Here is a 21,701-nt window from a genome sequence, read left to right as displayed (position 1 = left end):
AGACATATGTCTGACACACTCGTTCGAGCGATTGGCCCGATAATGAGCACCAACTCCCTCCACATCCTCATCAGCGGCGGCGGCATCGCGGGCAACGCGCTCGCACTGCAGTTGCTGCGAGCAGGCATCCGAACCACCGTCGTCGAGCGCGCACCCAAGCCGCGCCCCGGCGGACAGGCAGTAGACCTGCGCGGACCGAGCCGCGAGATCGCCGAGCGGATGGGACTCATGCCGGGCATTCGCAAGTACCAGCTCGACGAGCGCGGCATGGCCTACGTCGACGAAAACGGCCGGGAGTTCGCCCGGATGCCCGCGGAGATGTTCGACGGCAAGGGTCCGGTGGCCGAAATCGAAATCACCCGAGGCGATTTGAATCAGGTCCTGCTCACCGAACTCGCCAGCACGGCGGGCGAACTCGATTACCGCTACGGGGAATGGATCGCGGCGCTGCGCCAGGACGACACGGGTGTCGAGGTCGACTTCGCATCCGGGCGCACCGAGCGTTTCGATCTGGTCGTCGGTGCGGACGGTGTGCACTCGGCGACCCGACAGCTGGCCTTCGGACCGGAGGAGCGGTTCGTCACCTATCTCGGCGGCTACATGTCGTTCTTCACCATCCCGACCCCAGCCGGAACCGAGCCGGGCTGGTTCAAGATGCATACGGTGCCCAGCGCCGCGGTCGCGATTCGGCCGGATGCCGATCCGGCCACCTCCAAGGCCATCATCACCCTGCGCACCGAGGCCGATCCGGCGCTGCGCCGCGACGTTGCCGCGCAGCAGCGGCTCATCCACGACATGCTGGCCGAGGCGGGATGGGAGACACCGGCGGTACTCGACGCGATGACCACAACCCCGGACTTCTATTTCGACATGCTGGCCCGTGTCGATATGCCTTCGCTGTCGACCGGGCGAGTCACGCTGCTCGGCGACTCCGGCTTCTGCGGCTCCCCGATGACCGGTATGGGTACTGCCATGGCCATTGTCGGCGCCTACGTCCTGGCCGGTGAAATCGCAGCCGCGCCAGATGATCTCGCGACAGCACTGACCCGCTATGAGCAGATCGTCGAACCGTTCGTCGACAAGGCCAAGGAGCTGCCCGGTGGCGGCATCAAGATGATGCTGCCCACTTCCCGCCTCGGCACACGGATGGCCCGCACGAGCATGAAGGTCATGACCTCACGGGTCATGCGTCCGGTAATGCTGCGGATGATGTCGAGTACCGACGACTACGTGCTGCCCACCTACTGAGCCGCCCGGGCCCGCTCGCTACGCTCGACTGGTGCGGCAGAAGATCGTCATGGACGTCGATACCGGGATCGATGATTCACTCGCGCTGCTCTACCTGCTCGCCTCCCCGGAGGCCGAGATCGTGGGAATCGCCGCCACCGCGGGCAATGTGCCCGCACCGCAGGTGGCGGCGAACAATCTCGCCTGGCTGGATGTGTGCGGAGCACCCCATATCGAGGTCGCGCTGGGCGCCGCGGACCCGCTCGCGATCCCGCTGCGCACCACCGAGGACACACATGGGCCGCAGGGTGTCGGTTATGCGCAACTGCCGCCATCGGCCCGGCCGATCTCGTCCCGGTCGGCGGCCCAGATGTGGGTCGATCTGGTGCGCGGGGCTCCCGGCGAGATCATCGGACTCTGCACTGGACCGCTGACGAATCTGGCGCTCGCAGTCCGCCTCGAACCACGGCTACCGCTGCTGCTGCGGCGGCTGGTGATCATGGGCGGAGCCTTCAATCACCCCGGCAACACCACCCCGACCAATGAATGGAATGTGCACGTGGATCCGGAGGCGGCCAAGGAGGTCTTCGATGCCTTCTCCGCCGCCCCCGCCGACCGGCGGCCGATCGTGTGCGCGCTCGATATCACCGAGAGAATCGAGATGCGGCCCAAACATGTGGCGCAACTCGCCGAACGCGCGGGCAGCCTGCCCGTGGAGATGGTTTCGGAGACCGACCCGCCGGAGGCCAGGTCGGCCACGAGCAATCCGATCGTGCGGTACTTCACCGATGCGGTCCGGTTCTACTTCGACTTCCACAAGCTCTACGACCAGGGCTACCTCGCGCATATGCATGATCCGTTCGCGGCGGCGGTCGCGCTGGATCCGGCGCTTGCCATTACTCGACCGGCCACCGTCGATGTCGAACTCGTCGGCGCCATCACCCGGGCAACCACCGTGGCGGACTGGGTGGGCATGTGGGGCCGAGAACCCAACGCCGACATCGTGGTCGGCACCGACCCGGAGGTGTTCTTCGAACGATTGATCACCAGGGTCGGTGACTTCGCCCGCTCGGTCTACCCGCAGGAGGCTGCTCCATGATCGGCGACAGCGACGACAATACCTACCTGACCGATTTCCGCACCCGGCTCGAACTGCCCGGAATCATCGACGTCCATACGCATTTCATGCCGGAGCAGGTCATGGCCAAGGTGTGGGCATACTTCGATTCGGCCGGTCCGCTGGTCGGCCGGGAGTGGCCGATCGCCTACCGCGATGATGAGCAGGTCCGGTTGAAGACATTGCGCGACTTCGGTGTTCGCGCGTTCACCGCACTGGTGTATCCGCACAAGCCGGATATGGCGGCGTGGCTCAACGAATGGACCGCCGACTTCGCCGAACGCACCCCGGACTGCCTGCACACGGCGACGTTCTATCCCGAACATTACGCCGACAGTTACGTCGAGGCGGCGATCGAGCGGGGTGCCCGGGTGTTCAAGGTGCATGTGCAGGTCGGCGACTTCCATCCCGGTGATCCGCTGCTGAATCCGGTGTGGGGCATGATCGAGGACGCCGGAATACCGGTGCTGATCCACTGCGGCTCCGGACCCGTGCCCGGCGAGTACACCGGACCGGAGCCCATTGCCGGTCTGCTGCAACGCTATCCGCGGTTGAAGCTGATCATCGCGCATATGGGCACGCCCGAGTATTCCGAATTCCTGGATCTGGCAGAGGAATATCCGGGCGTGCACCTGGACACGACCATGGTGTGGACCGATTTCACCGAGGCCACGGCCCCTTTTCCGGTCGCCGAGCACGACAGGCTGCATTCTTTGAGCGAGCGCATTTTGTTCGGTAGCGATTTTCCGAACATCCCCTACTCGTACGGACATTCGATCTTCGCACTGGAACGCTTGGAGCTGGGTGATTCTTGGCTGCAGCAGGTGTGCTATCGAAATGCCGCAGGGCTCTTCGGAATCGCGTGATGCTCACATCGAGACGACGGTGAATCTGATCTGCCGGTGCGCGGGCCACTCTGCCGCGTCGAGCAACGCGACGGCGAAATCCGCCATGGAAATCGCTGAGACGCCGTCGGCATTCGTCAGCAGTTCGTCCAGGCCGAGCCCGGTAGGTGCCGATTCGCCGACCCGGCACGAGTTCGGCGGGCGGGCTCGAGTACGTCCAGTCGGCGGCGATTTCGACGCGCCAGATGGCGAGTTGATCGAACGCGGCCTCGTCACTCGCGACCACCCTGCGCACCCTCCTCGAGGCCCACGGCCATTCGGTGTGACGCGCTGGGCAGTGATGAACCCGCAGCGGCGTTGCCGCGAGCTCAGCCGTCGAAGGCGTCGAGAAGCTGCTCGGCGGCTAATGCGGCGGTCAATGTACCGTCGCGTACCTGCTTTTCCACTTGCGCGCGAATGGCTTTGACGTTCGGGTTCTCCGCGAGGCGGCGCAGTAGTTGGTCGTGCACCATGGTCCAGGTCCAGTCGACCTGTTGGCGGCGGCGCTTTTCGGCGAATTCACCCGCCTCGGTGAGTACCCGGCGGTGTTGGAGTACGGTGTCCCAGAACTTGTCCAGCCCATGGCCTTCGAGGCCGCTCATAGTGAGCACCGGTGGGCGCCAGAGCGCGTCGTGCGGATGGATGAGGCGCAGTGCCCCGGCCAATTCGCGGGCCGCGGACTTGGCCTCGATCTCGTGCTTGCCGTCGGCTTTGTTCACCGCGACCAGGTCGGCGAGTTCCAGGACGCCTTTCTTGATGCCCTGCAGCTGATCCCCGGTGCGGGCCAGGGTCAGGAAGCAGAATACGTCGACCATATTCGCGACCGTCACTTCGGACTGGCCGACGCCGACGGTCTCCACCAGGATCACGTCGTAGCCCGCGGCCTCCAGCAGCACGATGGTCTCACGGGTCGCCTTGGCGACACCCCCGAGGGTGCCCGCCGTCGGCGAGGGACGGATATAGGCGTTGCGCTCCAATGCCAGTCGCGCCATGCGCGTCTTGTCACCGAGGATGGAGCCGCCGGTTCGGGTGGAGGACGGGTCGACGGCCAGCACCGCGACCCGATGCCCCTTGCCGATCAGATCCATGCCGAGCGCATCGATGAACGTCGACTTGCCGACGCCGGGAACACCGGTGATGCCGACACGATTCGAGGTGACCGTATCGGTGGGCGGGGTCAGTTTCAGCAGCAGTTGCTGCGCCAGCTCCCGATGATCGGCCCTGGTCGACTCGACCAGAGTGATGGCCCGCGCCAAGGCGGCCCGCTCCTGGGAGCGAACCGCCTGCGCGAGTGCGTCTACATCGATTACACGCTGACGCCCGCCCGTCGCCCGACCACCACCCGCCATGGGATCGCTGCGCGATGCTGAAGTCATTGGCTGCTGCCGCCACCGATCTCATGACCGAGCTCGCCGGCCAACTTCTTCAGCAGATCGATCGCGGCATCGGCGATCACTGTGCCGGGCGGGAAGATCGCCGCCGCACCCGCCGCATACAGCTCCTCGAAGTCACCCGGCGGGATGACGCCACCGACGATGACCATGATGTCGGGACGTCCGACATCGGCCAGTGCCTGCCGCAGCGCGGGCACCAGCGTGAGGTGGCCGGCCGCCAGTGAGGACACACCGACGACGTGCACGTCGTTGTCGGCCGCCTGCTGCGCCACCTCTTCCGGGGTCTGGAACAGCGGGCCCACATCGACGTCGAACCCGAGGTCGGCGAAGGCCGTGGCGATCACCTTCTGACCTCGGTCGTGCCCGTCCTGGCCCATCTTGGCGACCAGGATGCGCGGCCGCCGCCCCTCCGCGTCGGCGAATTCTTCGACGAGTTCGATCGCCTTGCTGATATTGGTCACCTTTCCGGCCTCGTCGCGGTACACACCGGCGAGCGTACGGATCTCGGCCTGGTGGCGGCCGTACACCTTTTCCAGTGCATCGGAGATCTCACCGACGGTGGCCTTGGCGCGCGCCGCATTGATGGCCAGCGCGAGCAGGTTGTTCGCCATGCCACCCTCGGAAGAGCCTGCGGCACGGGTCAATTCGGCCAGTGCCCGCTCCACCTCGGCCGAATCACGTTCGGCGCGAAGCCGGTTCAGCTTCTCGATCTGCTCGGCGCGCACCCGCGAATTCTCGACCTTGAGGACCTCGACCTGCTGATCCTCTTCGACCTGGTACTTGTTCACGCCGATCACCGGTTGCTGGCCGGTGTCGATGCGCGCCTGGGTGCGGGCGGCGGCCTCCTCGATGCGCAGCTTCGGGATGCCCTCGCCGATCGCCTGCGCCATACCACCGTGCGCCTCGACCTCGGCGATATGCGCGCGGGCGCGGTTGGCCAGCTGATGGGTGAGCCATTCCACGTAATACGAACCGCCCCATGGGTCGATCGGCCGCGTGGTGTTGGACTCCTGCTGGATCAGCAGCTGGGTATTGCGGGCGATGCGCGCGGAGAAGTCCGTCGGCAGAGCCAGCGCCTCGTCGAGGGCGTTGGTGTGCAGCGACTGGGTGTGGCCCTGAGTGGCGGCCATCGCCTCGATGCAGGTGCGCGCCACGTTGTTGTACGCGTCCTGCGCGGTCAGCGACCAACCGGAGGTCTGCGAATGCGTTCGCAGCGATAGCGATTTCGCGCTCTTGGGCTCGAACTTCGCCACCAGCTCGCTCCAGAGCAGCCGTCCCGCACGGAGTTTGGCGACCTCCATGAAGAAGTTCATGCCGATGGCCCAGAAGAACGACAGGCGTGGCGCGAACTTGTCGACCTCCATACCCGCGGCGATACCCGCGCGGATGTACTCGACACCGTCGGCGAGGGTGTAGGCCAACTCCAGATCGGCCGTGGCTCCGGCCTCCTGGATGTGGTAGCCGGAGATGGAGATCGAGTTGAACTTCGGCATCTTCGCGCTGGTGTAGGCGAAGATATCGGAGATGATCCGCATCGAGGGCTTGGGCGGGTAGATGTAGGTGTTACGGACCATGAACTCCTTCAGAATGTCGTTCTGAATGGTTCCGGCCAGCTGTTCCGGTGCGACGCCCTGCTCCTCGGCCGCGACCACATACAGCGCGAGGATCGGCAGCACCGCACCGTTCATGGTCATCGACACCGAGACCTGATCCAGCGGAATGTGATCGAAGAGCTGACGCATGTCGAGGATGGAATCGATAGCGACACCGGCCATCCCGACATCACCCTGGACGCGCGGGTGGTCGGAGTCGTAGCCGCGGTGCGTGGCCAGGTCGAAGGCGACCGACAGACCCTTCTGGCCCGCCTGCAGGTTGCGGCGATAGAAGGCATTCGAATCCGCGGCGGTGGAGAAACCCGCGTACTGGCGAATGGTCCACGGCTGGTTCACATACATCGTCGGGTACGGACCACGCAGGAACGGCGCGACGCCGGGCACGCTGTCGAGCGGATAGCCTTCGGCCGCAATGGCATCGCGGTCGGCCTTGGTGAAAACCGGTCGCACGTCGATACCTTCGGGCGTCGACCACACCAACTGTTCGGGGGTGTAGTTGTTCGCCTCGGCCGCGGCACGCACGAAGGCGTCGACCTGTGCTGAGTCGACGGCGGCGGATTCGGCCGGACGTTCGGACAGCGGCACCTCGGCGAAACTGCCGATCCGGTGCTCGATGCCGCCGGGTTCGTCGATTTCGCCCGGCTTGTCGATATGACTCAATGTCATCAGGCTCCCACCTTCTCCAGCAGGTCGGACAGTGCGGCCACCGCATCGATGCGGGCCGCGAGATAACCGTCGGGGCGCTGCGCGTCGCTCAGGTCGGCGACGGCCTTTTCCGCACCGGCCAGCAGCACCGTCCCGATCCCGGCGGCACGCAACTGCTCGACCGCCGGGCCCGCCTGCTCGGCGTAACGCTTGTCCGAACCACATAATACGGCGATCGCGGCACCGGATTCGGTTGCCGCCGTACCGATTCCGGCCACTTCCAGGGGACCGGGGTTGATCGACTCGATACCGCCCGAGGCCAACAGGTTCGCGATGAAAGTGACTCGAACATTGTGTTCGGCCACCGTGCCGAGCGGCACCAGCAGCGCACGTGGTCGCGCACCCTTGGCCGCGAGGTAGGCGTCCGAGCGGTTGCGCAGCGTCTCGAAGGCGGCGCCGTAGCGCACCACCTCTCCGGGCTGACGCGCGGCCTCCGATAGCGGCTGTTCGGCCAGGTTCGGGAACTCGTTGACACCGGTGACCGCCGTCTTGCGGTGTGCCACATCGGCGTCCCGGGCCGACCGGGTCGCGGCGATCCGCTCGGCGAGCAGGCCGGTGTCCAACGCGGCCGGATAACCGCCCGCGGCCTCGAGCTCCTGCATGAACTCCCACGCCTTGGCGGCGAGCGCGGCGGTGAGATCCTCGATGTACCAGGAACCGGCACCCGGATCCTGCACATGCCCCAGATGCGACTCCTCGAGCAGCAGCAGCTGCGTATTGCGAGCCATGCGGTTCGCGAACGACTTCGACACGCCGAGCTCGCCGGGCGGCAGCGCAGAATCGAAGGGCAGCACCGTAACCGTGTCCGCTCCACCGACTCCCGCGCCGAAAGCCGCGAGAGTGGTGCGCAGCATATTCACCCATGGGTCGCGCTGGGTCATCATCGCCGCGGAGGTCACCGCATGCTGCGGTGCGTCACCGAATGCGGGTGCGCCGCACACATGCGCTACGCGGGCCCAGAGCTGGCGGGCCGCGCGGAATTTCGCGATGGTGGCGAACTGGTCGTCGGTCGCGGCGAAGCGGAACTCCAACTGCTCGAAGGCATCCGCGATGTCCTGGCCGTCTTCGGTGAGTGCGCGCAGGTAGGCCAGACCGGCCGCCACCGCCGCACCGAGCTCCTGCGCGTCCGAGGCACCCGCATCGTGAAAGACGGTGCCGTCCACCGTGATGGCGCGCACGGTCTCGGGTCGCTGCACCGCCTGACCGGCCAGGGCGATCGCCTCCGCCAGTTCGACATCGGCGGTTCCGGCGAAGCGACTGGTGAGCGGGGCCGCACCCAGCGCGACTCGAATTTCGGTCCGGTCCGCTACCTGGTAACCGTCGAGTTGTGCGAAGACCTGTTGTGCCGCTGCGGAAACCGCATCACCAGCGGCGAGTGTCAGCGGTGCGAGTTCGAACAGCAGACCCGAGAGTGCCGCGGGCAGTTCGGCCACCGGCACACCGCGCTCGCCTGCACCGAGCCACAGTGCACTGATCCCGTTCTCCAGCGTGGCCAAGATCTCGCGATTTGCCGCAGCGCCATCGGCCGCGCCGATGAAAGTGCTGACATACCAGCCGCGCCGCACATCCCTGGTGGCGTCCCGGCCACGGACGAACGGACATTCGCCCGGTAGCGGCAGTTCGGGCCGCTCATCCCCGCGGGTGTACAGCGGGGCGATGGTCAGACCGTCATAGGTCTGTTCCTCGAGCAGCTTTTCTGGCTCCTCCGGAAGTTCGGCGACGTCGACCCTGCGGGCCTTCGCCAGTACCCCCGCCACGCCCTTGCGCCATGCGGCGTAATCAGGCACCGGCTCTGAAGCAATCGGCATAGCTGCTGTTCCTCTTCTCCTCGACGCACACCCTCGTGTGCGCCCGAAACCGTTGCATTCGCCCAGCTCAGCGAGCACATCGGTTAACGAGCATTCGTGCCGTTCCTTCGATGCTAGCGGCAGCTGCGCAGGCGGTTGTCCGTGGCCGCCACTACCAACCGGTAACCTGGCGCGGTGCTCAGGCTCATTCGGGACCCACGCATCCTCGCCCTGCTCGTCGGCGGCGCGGTGCTGTTCATCGCGGCCATGCTGGTCCCGCTGCCGACACCGCAGCAGATGCAGGACTGGGCCACCTCGGTCGGCCCGATCTTCCCGCTGCTGTTCTTCGTGGTCCACGCGCTGGTCACGGTGGCTCCGGTCCCGCGGACCGTACTGACGGTCAGCGCGGGCGTCCTGTTCGGACCCGCACTCGGCATTGTCCTGGCCGCCTCGGCAACCACGGTCAGCGCGGCCCTGGCGATTCTGCTCGTCCGCGCGCTGGACCGAGAGCGCGTCGCCGCCCATCTCACCCATCCGGCGGTGCGCTCCATCGATGAACGCCTCGAACGCCGGGGCTGGCTCGCGGTCGGATCGCTGCGCCTGATCGCCTTCGCCCCGTTCTCGGTGATCAATTACTGCTGCGCCCTCTCCTCGATCCGCTTCTGGCCCTATCTGATCGCCACCGTCATCGGCATCCTCCCGGGAACCGTCGGCACCGTCATCCTGGGCGATGCCCTCACCGGACGTACCCACCCCGGCATGCTCGTAGTCTCCGGGGTACTCATCGCCATCGGCATCATCGGTTTGATCGTCGACGCGCGCTGGTCGCAAACCCACGAAGCGGATCTCGAGACCGCCCAGGTCGCCGTGTCCGACTGACGCACCGGCGTTGCCTGGGCAGCGCATGCACGCCGTGCGTCGATTCCGGTTTGCGGTTGCGTGCGGAGGGCTAATCCGCAACAGCAACGACCGCTCGAAGGGAGGTGACGAACGATGGTGGTACACGCAGTCGAACCAGGGCCGAACGGCAATAACCACGACAACTGGAATCAAGACCCCCGCGAAGATCTAGCCGACGACGTCATCCGACCGTGGGGCCGCTGACAAGCTAATCGACGGTCAACTCGATCGGGATGGCGAAGACATCGACCATCGCGCCGTTGCGCAATACCGTCACCGGCATCGAGACCCCGATGGCGTCGCCGAAGAGTTGGCGTTGTATACCTTGGGCGTCGGCCACTTGCGAGCGGGCGACGCTGAGTACGAGGTCGCCGCGGCGCAGCCCCGCGTGATCGGCGGGGCCGCCGCGGACGACCTCGACAATGCGGACACCGGCATGTTGGCCGGTGCGGGCGGCGACGGCTGCGGGCAGTGGGGCCGGAACGCCGACCAGGCCGAGGTAGGCGCGGCGCACGCGGCCGTCTTTCAGCAGGGTATTGATGATGCGGCGAGTGGTGGCATTGATCGGGATCGCGAGACCGAGTCCGACGCCCGCGACCGCCGTATTGACACCGACTACCCGTCCCGATGAATCGGCAAGTGCGCCACCGGAATTGCCCGGGTTCAGGGCGGCATCGGTTTGGATCACATCCTCGATCACGCGACCGGCTCGGCGAGAGGCGACCGGGACAGCTCGCCCCAGCGCGCTCACCACGCCCGCGGTTACGGAGCCCGCCAACCCCAGCGGGCTCCCGACCGCCACCACCAGTTGGCCGACCACCAGCTTGTCGGCATCGCCGAGTACCACCGCACCCGGCGCACCGGCACGGGCGCGCAGCACGGCGAGATCGGAGAGCGGATCGATGCCGACGACGTCGATGCGTGATTCCACACCGTCCGCGAACACCACATCGCCGCTGCTCGTCGAGCCGACCACATGCGCATTGGTGAGCAGGAATCCGTCATCGGTGAAGACCACCGCGGATCCGCTCCCCCGCCGGGTTCGCACACTCGCAACATGCGGGGTGACCGACGCCGCCACGGCGATGACCGAACGTGAGTACGCGTCCATCGCCGACTCATCGAGATCGTGTCGCCGTGTGGCGTCTTCCGGACCCGACAACGGGATCGACTCGTCGTCCACGCTGACCACCATCCTGCTCATCAGGCGCGCACTCGATATCTAGGCCGCCCTCTCCAGCATCCTCCGCTGGGCCCTCCGCTGCAGGGTGTTCGCCGCAGGCGCAACCGGATTCATCCGACGTTCACCAACGCCGAGGCAGCGCGTTCATGCGGATCCGCACATAGGCCTACCCAAGTCGCCTGAGACGGTCTCGCGGCAGTGTCGCGCACCCACGGCATAGAGCCCATCGAGGCGCGCTGGGACCCGAGCAGACTGCGCGAGCACAATTGTTGCCGCCCGCGCACAGTGTCAACGGACGGACCTCCCCTGCTACGAATTCGCCTACGCCCCCGGTACGCGATCCAGGAAGCCGTGCACACCGATGATCCGTCCGTCCTCGGCGAGGGTGATCACATCCGTCCCGGCGACCGGCGCGCTCCCGTCGGCCGCGACCAGCTCCCAAGAGAACCGGGCGGTGTCGTGGTGTCCGTCGACCGCACCGAGCTGCCGGAATTCGAAGCCGGGGAACTGCTGGTGCACGCCCCCGATGGCGGCGCTGAGTTGCTCGTGCCCGGCGACATCGGCCAGCGGATCGGTGTAGAAACCGTCCTCGCGCCATGCCGCGGCCACCGCCTTCGCCCGCGCCTCGTCATCGATGGCATTCCACGCCGTGAAGTAGCGCCGTACCGCGTCCTCATACTGAGACATAGCGAATCATCCTCTGCTGGAAGGTATTTCGGCCCTCCGCCGGAAAGCTCCGGCGGATACCTCAACCTTGCCCGCTACCGATCGCGGAGTCGATTACGCGCGAGGTAAGGATCATCGTGCGAACCACCGCGGCCACTGGTGGCCGCGTTCCCACACCGTGTCCCCGGCGACCACGACCAGGTCACAGATCTCCGTGACCGCGCGCCGCGACGCCCAGATGTGCTCTCTGCTCGGCACGATGACCGCATGCGCACCGCAGCGCACGATGGCCGCGAGCAGCCGTGCGACCGGATCACCCTGCGGACCCACCTTCATCGAGACCAACTCGTATCCCATACGAGCCGCGCAGGTGCGGGTGGCCCGCAGATCGTGATCCACCATCGATCCCGAAATATCCCACCGTACGAACCCGATCGCCCAAGGTTTGATCGCCACCCCGTTGCCAAGTGACCCCGTTTCGCTTGCCAACCGCCCGACGCCCTCCCATGGTTCCGACCTGCTCATGTCACCAACCCTGTCTGCCAGCACCCACCCAGAACAGTAGAAAAGCGGCCCGGCGCGGCACCATGGTTTTGCGGGGATTTGCGGAAGTTGTTGACCCATATGGCGCTGACCGGTGACGATTGTGTGCAGCCAGCGCAATGCCCACGCGAGACGAGGCCACTCTGATGCGTATACAACTGCTCGGCGGACCCACCAACAACACCGGCTCGCCCCGGCTCTGGATCGATGAGGATCGACATCTGTATCTCGTGCAGGGCTACCGGGTAGCCCATGACGCAAACCGCGTCGAAATACCGCATATGCTGCTCGGCTGGCTGCAGCCCGGCACGTATATCGGCGCTCCGCTGCTCGATTCGGGGCACGGTTCCTTCACTCTCGCCGGACAGCCGATCACCGATCCGGATGCCCTGGCGCACATGCGGATTCCCGAGCACGAGACCGCAGTCGCGGTCCCGGTCGGACAGAGCCCGTGGGAATGGTAATGCAATGCTCTTCTACACCATCGAGGAAACCAACGATCTCATCCGCGAAACCCGCGGCGACGCTTTCCATCTCGAGGTGTCCGATGATCACTCCCAGGTCTCCGACGAGACCGAACCGATGCGGCGCGTGCTCGCAGGCCTACCGCCGTTCGAGCAGGAGTCCTATCCGCCGTCGTGGCGGGCCTGGGAGGAGCTCACCAGCGAGGTCGCCGGACGCGGCGTGCCGATCCGGCGCGTGCGGGTGGTCTCGGAGCCGCTCACCGACTACGTTCGATTCCTGCACGCGCTCACCGATCGCAATCAGCGCTACGGCGAGGATATCCGCTGGCTGCCAAGGCATCTCGCCGATCCCGCAGAATACACCGCTGACGAATGGTGGCTGCTCGACGCGACGGTCGCCTTTACGATCTTCACCAAGACCGGCGATCTGGCGGGGGCCGCGGTGACTACCGACCCCGTGCTGGTCGCACGCTGTACGACAGTACGAGATACACTGTGGAACAAAGCAATTCCGCACCACGACTACATGCCCGGCGGGCGGAGTGGATGACCGGTGTCGAGCAGTCCCGGCAAGCCTTCGGGGCACGCTTACGTGAACTGCGCAAGGCCGCACATCTGACCGGTGTGCAGCTCGCCGCCGAAGCGGGCTGGCATTCGGCCAAGGTGTCGCGCATCGAACACGGTAAACAAACGCCGAGCGATAGCGATCTGGCCCAGTGGTGCCGACTGTGCGGCGCCGAACTGCTGCTGCCGGACCTGCGTGCGGCACTGGCGAATATCGAGGCGCTCTGGCAGGAGTGGCGGCGCATCGCGGCGACCGGGCATGCCCAGCAGCAGCGCCGCCGCATCGAGTTGGAGGCACGCGCCACCACCATCCGCAATTACGAGAACGCGGTCGTTCCCGGCCTATTGCAGACCGAACCCTATGCCAGGGCGGTACTCGAGTCCTGTATCGATTTCGTCGGCGGTATCGACGATATCGACCGCGCGGTAGCGGCACGAATTGCGCGCCAACGGATTCTGCACCACGGCACCCATCGGATCAGCATCCTGCTGGCCGAACAGGCGCTCTACACCACTGTCGGCGATAACGAGGTGATGGCCGGTCAGCTCGAACGGCTCATCGATCTGATGCCGCTGCCCCGACTCGGGCTCGGCATAATTCCTCGGACGGCGGATTTCCTTTACACCACAACATGTTTCGTATTGCTCGACAAACGCATCGCGGAGGTCGAGACCATCTCAGCGGGTCTCACCATCACCCAACCGCGGGAACTCGCGTATTACGAGAAGACCTGGGCGGCGCTGCACCGACAGGCTCGGTACGGTGAAGCCGCCCGAGCCATCATCACCGATGCGCTGAAACTGCGGTTGACGCAGCTGTAGTCGACGGTAGTCACAGTGCCGCACGGAGTTTTGCGGCATTCTCGTAATCGCGCTGCCATTCGGGGCCGGTCGGGGCGAGGATGACGCGTTCGACACCGGCGTCCCGGTGCGCGGCGAGCAGCTCGACGGCGGCCGAATGATCAGTGGGCAGTACCGGCGCGACCACGGTAACCGCGGGCACAGGTCGATCGAATTGTGCTGCCAGTGTGCGCAATTCGTCGAAATCAGCCGTCAACTGGGCCAGGCCGGGCTGCAGCGTGATCCAGCCGTCGGCGTATTCGGCCGCCCGCCGCCGCGCCCGAGTCCCATTGCCCGCCACCAGGACCGGTGGCATCGCCGATCCGGGGGCCAGCGCCACATCGACGCCGTTGACCGTGGCCGTCGCACCGGTGACGAGGTCGGGCAGCACCCGCAGTGCCTCATCGGTGCGCCGACCACGGTTCTCGAACGTCGTACCGGCCGCGCGCCAACCGATATCGCCGTGTGCCGGATTCCCGGTGCCGACGCCGAGCAGCAGCCGGTTGTCCGATACGTACTGCAGTGTGCTGATCTGCTTGGCTGCCCAAGCCACCGGGCGCAGTGCGAGCAGCATGACGTTGTAGCCGACTCGAATCCGGTCGGTGACGGCGGCCGCGGTTGCGAGCGTCACGGTGCTGTCCAACATGGGCGCGCTCGCCACGAGATGGTCGGTGGACCATACCGATTCGAGGTCGAGTTGTTCGGCGATGCGGGCGGCGGCCCGCACATCGCCGAGGATCGGGTGGGCCGGATCGGGAGTGGAGGTCGGAAGGATCACGCCGATGTCGAAGGTCATGGGCACAACGTTAGGAACAAATCGTGAGCATTCCAATGGCTCGATCGCTCACCCCCATGCCCGCAACGCTCATTCCGTCGTGGCCGCCTCGGCGGGTTTGCGATGCAAGCCCTTTCGGTCGTAGTACAGAGTCACCACCGCGCCGACAACGAGGCCGATACCCAAACCGAGCACCGCCATCCAGCTACCGCGCGCGAGCCCGGCGGCACCGCTGGCATTGAAGTAGAGGATGGCGCGCACCCCGAGAAAGACCTGGTGCATGGGTTCGAAGGTGGCCAGCCATTCGAAGTACGTCGGCGTCGCCTCGATGGGCACGCTACCTCCCGAGGAGGGCAGGCCGAGCACGATGAACAGGATCAAATTGACCAGCAGACCCGCGGTGCCGAGCGCGGCCAGCACCGACAGCGCGGTCACCCCGACCGCGACGATCGCGAGCACGCAATACAGGAACAGTGCGAGCGGATGATCGAGCGGCACATCCAATGCCGCTGCGACACCGAGGAATACCGCGGAGACGATCGGGGCGGTGACGATGAGGATGGCCCACTTCAACAGCAGGGTACGGAAGCGGGAGATCGGCGCGGTCGGATAGTGCACGTACCACGGGCCGTACTCGGTGGGGGCGAAACCGAGGGCGGAATCGGTCATCGCGTGGATGATCATCGCACCGGTGAATCCGGCGAGCAGCACCATGATCGTATAGAAGAACGCGGACAAACCCTGTCCAGTTCCGTCGGGCAGCGGCCGATACGGATCGACCACCACCTGGATCGGATGGGCGAGCATCAATTGGCTGGCACCGGCAAGCTGTGGCGCCTGGCCGCCCCCGGCAGGTTGCAGCTGGGTCTGCACGGTGTCGGTGAGTTGTTTGCCGACGGTCTCCTGGACGCGAAGCAGCGCCTGATCGGCAATCCGTTGCATGACCCCGGTGGCGAAACTGCCGGCCCGGGGGTTCGTGTGCACCGTGATGATCGGCTGTTCGACCTTGCCCGGCACCACACCGGCCGCGCCGAGGATGGCCAGCCGCTTGGTGAAGTCACTGGGGATGACGATCGCGCCGTAGACCTTGCCCTGGCGCAGTTGCCGTTGCGCCTCGGCGAATCCGAGGATCCGCAGGTCGATCTTATCGGCGGGCAGGTTCGCGACGAGTGCGTCGGTGATCTGATTGCCGACATTCGTGGGCTTGCCGCCCAGGGTATCGCCGTCGTCCTGATTGACCAGCGCGACAGGGAAATCGTGCAAATTCTTGCTCGGATTGACTACGTACGCCAAATACATCGTGGCCAGTAGCGACATGAGCAGGGTGACCACGGCGATCGGGGCGATCCAGGCCCGTGGCCGCAGATGGCGGGCGGCGGTTGCGGCAGTCGTCATGGGCGCACGGTAATCCGTCGCGGCGGTATTTCGGTACCGATCCGGCGCGGGTCGGTGGCTGCTCACACCACGGGACCGGCACCCATCACCGAGACCGCGGTCACAATCTCGGCGCAGCCAGCCTTTGCGTTCGATGTAGACCAGCGGGTTCACCGCGGCCACCAAGGTCATCAGTGTGGCGGCGAGAAAGCCGTGCTCCCATTCCAATTCGGGCAATGCTTCCGTACGTCCAGTGGCCGCGCTCGCCACGATGCACTGGCGAGCGCCTTTTGGCGGGGCATCCCGCTGACTACATGCGTTCGGGGGCGGCGATGCCCAGGAGGCCAAGTCCGTGCGCTAGCGTCCGGGCGGTCGAATCGCACAGTGCGAGACGGTTTTTCCGTACCTGGTCGGGCGCGGTGAGGACGGGGCAGGTCTCGTAGAAAGACGTGAAGTCGCGTGCGAGAGCATAGAGGTAGCCACACAATCGATGAGGTTCGAGAATGGCCGCAACCTCGACGACAACCGTGCCGTAGGCGTCGAGTTCGAGCGCCAGTGCCCGCTCCGCGGGTGCGAGTGCGACGGTCGGATCGATCCGCACATCGCGATCGTGCGCTTTGCGCAGGATGGACCGGATCCTGGCGTGCGCGTATTGCAGATAGACGCTGGTATTGCCGTTCAATGCGACCATGCGGTCCAGGTCGAAGGTGTAGTCCTTGACCCGGGATGTGGACAAGTCGGCGTATTTGACCGCGCCGATTCCGGTCGGTTCGGCGATCGCGTCGAGTTCGGCGGCTGACAGTTCCGGATTCCGTTCGGCGACAACGGCTCTGGCCTTCACCACCGCCTCGTTGAGGAGGTCGGTCAGTCGGACCGTGCCGCCCGCACGGGTTTTGAATGGCCGCCCATCCGGACCGAGCACAGTGCCGTATGCGATGTGTTCGGCCTCGGTGCCACCGGTCGACCAACCGGCCCGCCGGGCAGCTTCGAAGATCAGCCGAAAGTGCAAGGCCTGACGGGAATCGGTGACATACAGCAGCCGTTCGGCACGCAGGGTCTGCACCCGGTACCGGATAGTCGCCAAATCCGTTGTGTCGTAGCCATATCCGCCGCCCCGCTTGCGCACCATCAGCGGCACCGGCTGGCCGTCAGGGCCATCGACCTCTTCGGAGAATACGACCAGAGCGCCGTCGCTCTCGACGGCGATCCCCTTCTCGACCAGTTCGGCAATGATGTCGGCCAGCATCGGGTTGTAGAACGACTCGCCGACATAATCGTCCGCCGTCAGCAGCACACCGAGCCGATCGTAGATCTCACCGAACGCCCGCTCCGATTCAGCGACGATCTCCCGCCACCGCCGCAAGGTTGCCTCATCGCCGGATTGCAGCGCCACCACCCGAGCCCTGGCCCGCTCCGCGAATGCCGGATCACCGTCGAACTCGGTCCGCGCCGCCTTGTATAGCCGGTCCAATGCCGAAACCGCCGACGAATCGCCGCTCAGCTCATCATGCCGCCAGCGCACCTCCGGATGCTCATCCAGATATTGGATCAGCATCCCGAACTGAGTCCCCCAGTCCCCCAGGTGATTCTGCCGAATCACCGCCGCCCCGAGAAAGGCCAGCACCCGCGCGATGCAGTCGCCGATAACCGTCGTGCGCAGATGCCCGACATGCATTTCCTTGGCGATATTAGGGGCCGAATAGTCGACCACTGTCCGCCGACCGCGCTCGAAATCCGGTACGCCCAAGCGATCGCCAGCTAGACGCGCCGAAACCTGTTCCCACACAGCATGGTCCGACACCGCGAGGTTGAGGAATCCCGGACCGGAGACCGTCACCGCGTCGAGCAGCGCATCATCCGAATCCAATGCCGCGACCAATTCAGCTGCGAACTCAGCGGGCCGCACCCGCACCCGGTTCGCCACCGCAAGCGCGACGTTCGACTGGAAATCCGCACGCTCGGAGCGTCGCACCACCGGATCGGTCCCCACCAGCTCCGGACGAGCGCGACCGATCGCCTCCGCCACGGCCCCGGCAACCCGATCGAGCAGCGGCAACACCCCAGAATCAGCCACGCGCAATCCCTCCTGTCCTTGTGGACCGTGAGTATTGCAGCGCACCCGGTGCCAGGCCGAACCATTTTTCCGCCGCGGACAACGGCACCATCGTCTGGCGCGTCCAAAACCATTCCCACACAACAACACCCGACCCCTGCGCCATCGCGCTCCAACTGGCAACGCTCACCATCGATCTCGCGCCGTAGCCAGCGAATAAATCACCCCGGACCTCGACAAAAGATCCGGGGTGTTCACGGTTTACTGCGACGGCGGCTGCCAGGACTGTCCCTGCGGCCCGTCCGGGCGGAATGGGGGCTGGTGCGGTGGAGTCTGCTGCGGCGGGATCTCCTGCCGTGCTGGCATTACCGGCTGGTGCGGGTAGGGCTGGGTTCGGGTGACCGGAGTCGCCACGCCCTCCACCGATGCCCGCGCATCGGCCTCCGCGGCACGCACCGCCTGTTCGATGGCCGGATCGCGGGCCGTATCGAACCAGCCCTCGACATCGGAATCGTCCTCCGGCTTACTCTCCACATCGTCGGCCGGGGCGGGCTCGTAGCGGAATACGCCGTCCTCGCCCTTGGTCGCGAAGTTCTGGGCGAAGCCCTCGAGCGCCTTGCCGAAATCGCTCGGCACCAGCCACACCTTATTGGAGTCACCACGCGCGACCAGCGGCAGGGTCTGCATGTACTGGTAGGCAAGCAGTTCCGGCGTCGGCTTACCGGATTTGATTGCGGCGAAAACCTTTTCGATGGCCTTGGCCTGTCCCTGCGCGTTCAGGTAGGCCGCGGCACGCTCACCCTGGGCGCGTAGAATCCGGCTCTGCCGTTCACCCTCGGCCGCCAGGATCGAGGACTGCTTGGCACCCTCGGCGGACAGGATCTGCGCCTGCTTGGCGCCCTCGGCCGTCTTGATCTGCGATTCGCGGGTGCCCTCCGCGGTGAGGATCATGGCGCGCTTCTCGCGGTCGGCCTTCATCTGCTTCTCCATCGACTCCTGGATCGATGGCGGCGGGTCGATGCTCTTGAGCTCGACCCGGGCGACGCGCAGTCCCCACCGTCCGGTCGCCTCGTCGAGCACCCCGCGCAGCTGACCATTGATCTGATCGCGGGAGGTCAGCGTCTGCTCCAAGGTCATACCACCGACCACATTGCGCAGGGTGGTCACGGTGAGCTGCTCGACGGCCGCGATGTAGTTGCTGATCTCGTAGACCGCCGCCTGCGGGCTCGTCACCTGGAAGTACACGACGGTGTCGATATGCAGGGTCAGATTGTCCTCGGTGATCACCGGCTGCGGTGGGAAGGACACCACCCGCTCGCGCAGGTCGACCTTCGCCCGAATCCGGTCGGCGAAGGGCACCAGGAACGTCAACTGACCCGAGACGGTGCGCGAATATCGTCCGAGTCGCTCGATGACGGCCGCCTCCGCCTGTGGCACCAGGGCGATCGATTTGAAGACCACCACCACGACCAACAGCACCAGCACGGCGGCAACGATGAGCACAGCCATTTACGGCTCCTTCCAGACGACGGCCGTCGCGCCGTCGATCTTCATGACGTACACCGTGGTTCCCTTCGGATACTCGATCGTCGAATCGAATGGCCGCGCGGTCCACTCTTCGCCACCGATTTTGACCAGGCCGCTGTGCGCGCCGACCGATTCCAACACCAGCGCCTGCTTACCCGGCAGCGCGTCGACATTCGTCGGGATCGGCGGCGGAGTTCCGAAGCGGCGCCGCAGAACTGGCCGCACCCCGAGCAGTAGCACCAGCGCCAGCACCGCGAAGATCACCGCGTCGGCGACCAGCCCGGTATCGGCCACGGCACTGACACCCGCGGTTCCGAGCGCGGCGACGCCCAACATCAGCAGCGTGAGGTCCCCGGTGAGCATCTCCGCGGCCGCGAGCAGCAGGCCCGCGACCAGCCAAACGATTGCGGTCACAGACACACTGTAGTGGCCCGAACCACTTCTGTGGCGCGACAGACCCAAGATCAGCGGCGGCAGTTCGGCGCGCCCCATGGCGCACTCCCCAGCCGTCTGAATCGAAACGACTGTGCGTCCGCTGATTTCGATTGCAATCGGGACACCACCACGATCCGCTGAACCAAACCGGCTGCGCACGCAACAACATCGCGTACGAAGGACGAGAAACCTGGCATGTTATCGATCCGGACGCGCCGATGGCCCGTACCGTCGTCCGCGACCGCCGCAACCACAGGCTCGACCTGCGCGAATTCAGCGCGTGCGGCCCATCCCTCGTCGTGCACACCGGCACGAATACAGCGCATGATCGACGAAACCGGATTGGACGCCCGGGCGATCGCGGACGACACCATCGTCTATCGAGTGCGCGACGGAGCCTCTGGTCCGTTGTCTGGTCAACGAGCTCATCGCACGTTCCGGGGACGAATACGATCCGATCGATGCGACCACGGACGTACCCGGCGCGATCTGCCAGCGGCTCAATCGCCGCGGCGATACCGATAAGCAGGTCGAGCACAGCTGCTATGTCACCTATAAGCGCTATGTCGCGAACGTCAACAGCGATAACGGAGCCGATGTTCGGCAGAAGGTGGCGGCGCAATACGCGCTGTTCGCCCACAGTCTGTAACCGGCACGCCAACTCGCTTGCGCCGCAACCCGAACCGGCGGTGCTAGCTTCGAGCAGGTGAGTGGGCGTGACTTATATGGCGGAGACATCTTCTCCGGACATTCGCGATCGAAGAAGCGAAGCGTGCCGACGGTCGTGGCCGAACGCGATCTCGTGGTGGAGGATGCGGCGACCGGATTCTGTGGTGCCGTGATCGGATTCGATCGCAGCTATGACGGCGAATTCGTCAAGTTGGAGGATGCGCGCGGTGCGGTGCGGTTGTTCGCATTGCGCGAGGCGGCGTTCCTGATCGACGGTGCGCCCGTCACTCTGGTCCGGCCCGAAGCCGCGGCACCCAAGAAGCCGACCAGGTCGGCGTCGGGTTCGACTCGGGTGGATGGGCTGCGCGCGCAGGTCGCGAAGACGAGCCGGATCTGGGTGGAGGGCGTCCACGATGCCGCGCTGGTGGAGCGGGTCTGGGGACACGATCTGCGGGTCGAGGGCGTGGTTGTCGAACATCTCGAGGGTTTGGACAATCTGGCCGAGCGGCTGACCGAGTTCGCGCCCGGACCGGGGCGGCGCGTCGGTGTGCTGGTCGACCATCTGGTCACCGGTTCGAAAGAAACCCAGCTGACCACCGGTCTCGGCAAGTATGTGCTGGTCACCGGGCATCCGTATATCGACGTGTGGCAGGCCGTGCGCCCGGCCGCGATCGGCATCGCGGCGTGGCCGGAGGTGCCGCGCGGCGAGGATTGGAAGACCGGCATCTGCCGTCGGCTCGGCTGGGGCACACCGCAGCAGGGATGGCGCCGGGTCTACAACGCCGTCGAATCCTTCCGCGATCTGGAATCCCCCCTGATCGGCGCGGTGGAGCGACTCATCGACTTCGTCACCGAACCGGAGTGATCATCGTTATCGGGTCCAATCGCTGAAATCATGTCCCACTCCGCGGAATTCGGCCTGCACGCCCACGACCGCGGCGCACTCGCTGTTCCAGTACTCGCGGTACCAGGCGGCGGATC

At 65.7% G+C, this 21,701-nt stretch carries 20 protein-coding genes; 8 read left to right on the top strand and 12 right to left on the bottom strand.

The genetic code is table 11. The features are described 5' to 3' along the window. Window positions 1–42 precede the first annotated feature (42 nt). From ACIBI6_RS03130 to ACIBI6_RS03120, 3 genes are read left to right on the top strand one after another with little or no spacing between them, the layout of a single operon-like run. Entirely contained in the window at window positions 43–1,248 is a 1,206-nt protein-coding gene (locus tag ACIBI6_RS03130; protein WP_396955133.1) for an FAD-dependent monooxygenase, read from the top strand. Window positions 1,249–1,297: 49 nt separating this feature from the next. Then, a complete protein-coding gene (locus tag ACIBI6_RS03125; RefSeq protein WP_396955260.1) occupies window positions 1,298–2,326 on the top strand; it encodes a nucleoside hydrolase in 1,029 nt (342 codons plus the stop codon). Then, a complete protein-coding gene (locus ACIBI6_RS03120) occupies window positions 2,323–3,210 on the top strand; it encodes an amidohydrolase family protein (protein WP_396955132.1) in 888 nt (295 codons plus the stop codon). Before ACIBI6_RS03125 ends, ACIBI6_RS03120 begins: the two co-directional genes overlap by 4 nt. Window positions 3,211–3,213: 3 nt before the next feature. On the opposite strand, the gene ACIBI6_RS03115 is transcribed toward ACIBI6_RS03120, so the two are convergent. From ACIBI6_RS03115 to ACIBI6_RS03100, 4 genes are all read right to left on the bottom strand, one after another. Continuing rightward, window positions 3,214–3,465, bottom strand: a complete 252-nt coding sequence (locus ACIBI6_RS03115) for a hypothetical protein (protein WP_396955131.1) — start codon at window positions 3,463–3,465, stop codon at window positions 3,214–3,216. Window positions 3,466–3,557: 92 nt separating this feature from the next. Further along, entirely contained in the window at window positions 3,558–4,577 is a 1,020-nt protein-coding gene (gene meaB / locus ACIBI6_RS03110; RefSeq protein WP_396955259.1) for a methylmalonyl Co-A mutase-associated GTPase MeaB, read from the bottom strand. Between the two features lie 23 nt (window positions 4,578–4,600). After that, window positions 4,601–6,901 carry a methylmalonyl-CoA mutase gene (scpA, locus tag ACIBI6_RS03105; protein WP_364340489.1) on the bottom strand — a complete coding sequence of 767 codons (2,301 nt, stop codon included), beginning with the start codon at window positions 6,899–6,901 and terminating at the stop codon, window positions 4,601–4,603. Continuing rightward, complete coding sequence (locus ACIBI6_RS03100; protein WP_396955130.1) at window positions 6,901–8,748, bottom strand: methylmalonyl-CoA mutase family protein; 1,848 nt, start codon at window positions 8,746–8,748, stop codon at window positions 6,901–6,903. The genes scpA and ACIBI6_RS03100 overlap by 1 nt, the downstream gene beginning before the upstream one ends. A gap of 174 nt (window positions 8,749–8,922) precedes the next feature. On the opposite strand from ACIBI6_RS03100, the gene ACIBI6_RS03095 reads away from it, so the two are divergent. Beyond that, window positions 8,923–9,606: a TVP38/TMEM64 family protein gene (locus tag ACIBI6_RS03095; RefSeq protein WP_396955129.1), complete on the top strand. Its 684-nt coding sequence runs from the start codon at window positions 8,923–8,925 to the stop codon at window positions 9,604–9,606. A gap of 229 nt (window positions 9,607–9,835) precedes the next feature. On the opposite strand, the gene ACIBI6_RS03090 is transcribed toward ACIBI6_RS03095, so the two are convergent. The 3 genes from ACIBI6_RS03090 to ACIBI6_RS03080 all read right to left on the bottom strand — a co-directional run bounded on the left by ACIBI6_RS03090 (window position 9,836) and on the right by ACIBI6_RS03080 (window position 12,001). Then, window positions 9,836–10,738 carry a trypsin-like peptidase domain-containing protein gene (locus ACIBI6_RS03090; RefSeq protein ID WP_364340728.1) on the bottom strand — a complete coding sequence of 301 codons (903 nt, stop codon included), beginning with the start codon at window positions 10,736–10,738 and terminating at the stop codon, window positions 9,836–9,838. A 393-nt stretch (window positions 10,739–11,131) separates the two neighbouring features. Beyond that, on the bottom strand, window positions 11,132–11,497 hold the full coding sequence (locus ACIBI6_RS03085; RefSeq protein WP_396955128.1) for a nuclear transport factor 2 family protein: 366 nt from the start codon (window positions 11,495–11,497) through the stop codon (window positions 11,132–11,134). Between the two features lie 111 nt (window positions 11,498–11,608). Next, on the bottom strand, window positions 11,609–12,001 hold the full coding sequence (locus ACIBI6_RS03080) for a hypothetical protein (protein WP_364340480.1): 393 nt from the start codon (window positions 11,999–12,001) through the stop codon (window positions 11,609–11,611). 164 nt (window positions 12,002–12,165) lie between these two features. On the opposite strand from ACIBI6_RS03080, the gene ACIBI6_RS03075 reads away from it, so the two are divergent. The 3 genes from ACIBI6_RS03075 to ACIBI6_RS03065 are packed head-to-tail and all read left to right on the top strand — an operon-like array spanning window position 12,166 to window position 13,869. Next, window positions 12,166–12,483, top strand: a complete 318-nt coding sequence (locus ACIBI6_RS03075) for a hypothetical protein (RefSeq protein WP_040691888.1) — start codon at window positions 12,166–12,168, stop codon at window positions 12,481–12,483. A gap of 4 nt (window positions 12,484–12,487) precedes the next feature. Next, complete coding sequence (locus ACIBI6_RS03070) at window positions 12,488–13,033, top strand: DUF6879 family protein (protein WP_364340477.1); 546 nt, start codon at window positions 12,488–12,490, stop codon at window positions 13,031–13,033. Next, window positions 13,030–13,869, top strand: a complete 840-nt coding sequence (locus tag ACIBI6_RS03065; RefSeq protein WP_364340475.1) for a helix-turn-helix transcriptional regulator — start codon at window positions 13,030–13,032, stop codon at window positions 13,867–13,869. The genes ACIBI6_RS03070 and ACIBI6_RS03065 overlap by 4 nt, the downstream gene beginning before the upstream one ends. Before the next feature lie 10 nt (window positions 13,870–13,879). Here the strand turns inward: ACIBI6_RS03065 and ACIBI6_RS03060 are convergent, their stop codons facing one another. The 5 genes from ACIBI6_RS03060 to ACIBI6_RS03040 all read right to left on the bottom strand — a co-directional run bounded on the left by ACIBI6_RS03060 (window position 13,880) and on the right by ACIBI6_RS03040 (window position 20,030). Then, a complete protein-coding gene (locus ACIBI6_RS03060; protein WP_396955127.1) occupies window positions 13,880–14,683 on the bottom strand; it encodes an LLM class flavin-dependent oxidoreductase in 804 nt (267 codons plus the stop codon). Window positions 14,684–14,752: 69 nt separating this feature from the next. After that, the gene (locus tag ACIBI6_RS03055; RefSeq protein ID WP_364340471.1) at window positions 14,753–16,057 is read right to left on the bottom strand and encodes a DUF3533 domain-containing protein; all 1,305 of its coding nucleotides are present in this window, start codon (window positions 16,055–16,057) and stop codon (window positions 14,753–14,755) included. A gap of 289 nt (window positions 16,058–16,346) precedes the next feature. After that, window positions 16,347–18,110, bottom strand: a complete 1,764-nt coding sequence (argS, locus tag ACIBI6_RS03050; protein ID WP_364340469.1) for an arginine--tRNA ligase — start codon at window positions 18,108–18,110, stop codon at window positions 16,347–16,349. A gap of 240 nt (window positions 18,111–18,350) precedes the next feature. Next, window positions 18,351–19,598 carry an SPFH domain-containing protein gene (locus ACIBI6_RS03045; protein ID WP_364340467.1) on the bottom strand — a complete coding sequence of 416 codons (1,248 nt, stop codon included), beginning with the start codon at window positions 19,596–19,598 and terminating at the stop codon, window positions 18,351–18,353. Then, on the bottom strand, window positions 19,599–20,030 hold the full coding sequence (locus tag ACIBI6_RS03040; protein ID WP_364340465.1) for an NfeD family protein: 432 nt from the start codon (window positions 20,028–20,030) through the stop codon (window positions 19,599–19,601). Between the two features lie 727 nt (window positions 20,031–20,757). On the opposite strand from ACIBI6_RS03040, the gene ACIBI6_RS03035 reads away from it, so the two are divergent. Further along, the gene (locus tag ACIBI6_RS03035; protein ID WP_364340463.1) at window positions 20,758–21,585 is read left to right on the top strand and encodes a DUF3097 domain-containing protein; all 828 of its coding nucleotides are present in this window, start codon (window positions 20,758–20,760) and stop codon (window positions 21,583–21,585) included. The last annotated feature ends 116 nt before the right edge of the window (window positions 21,586–21,701 follow it).

Origin of the sequence: Nocardia sp. NPDC050412 (genome assembly GCF_044458825.1) — a bacterium.
Lineage (GTDB): Bacteria > Actinomycetota > Actinomycetes > Mycobacteriales > Mycobacteriaceae > Nocardia.
Note: the sequence above shows the minus strand (reverse complement) of the source record. Positions and strands in the feature narration are given on the sequence as shown.